Annotated in this window: 1 protein-coding gene; it reads right to left on the bottom strand. The window is 69.8% G+C overall.

Translation table 11 applies throughout. The annotated features are described in order from the left end of the window. Positions 1–252: 252 nt before the first annotated feature. Positions 253–443, bottom strand: a 191-nt coding sequence (locus ACU8YC_RS27800; RefSeq protein ID WP_446896370.1) for a hypothetical protein, incomplete at its 5' end; no start/stop codon positions are given.

Raw genomic sequence — 443 nt, 5'->3', positions numbered from 1 at the left:
GACAAGGTTCTGCGGGGCTCTTCGCCCCTGGGTTCCTTCCTGCCAGTGCCCCCCGGTTGCCCGGGCTAAATTTCGAGCGGAAACCGGCCGATCGGCCGTTCTCCTTCCGTGAGGATGAAATGCGTGAGGCGCGGTGTATAGAGCCTAGCAAGCCGCCTGCCAAGGGCCGGAACGCGACTTTTCCGCCGCAGGCAAGGACTTGCTCGGGAGCCCTGCCGCTGCTGCATCGCTCCGACGGGCCCGGGACCCGGGCTACGCCGCCTCGCGCTCCGGCACGAGCTTGCGCCGCGCCGCCTCCCACCAGCTCCGGTCGCGGGCGGCCTTCGCCTCGGCGGCCTTCGCGGCGTAGAACGAGGCGTTGTGCTCGCCGCGCAGGGCCTCGCGGGTGAAGCGGATCAGGTGGTGGGCCACGAAGCCCATGTTGAACACCGCCTCGATCTGCC

The organism is Citrobacter sp. VF227, from assembly GCF_052950715.1.
Note: the sequence above shows the minus strand (reverse complement) of the source record. Positions and strands in the feature narration are given on the sequence as shown.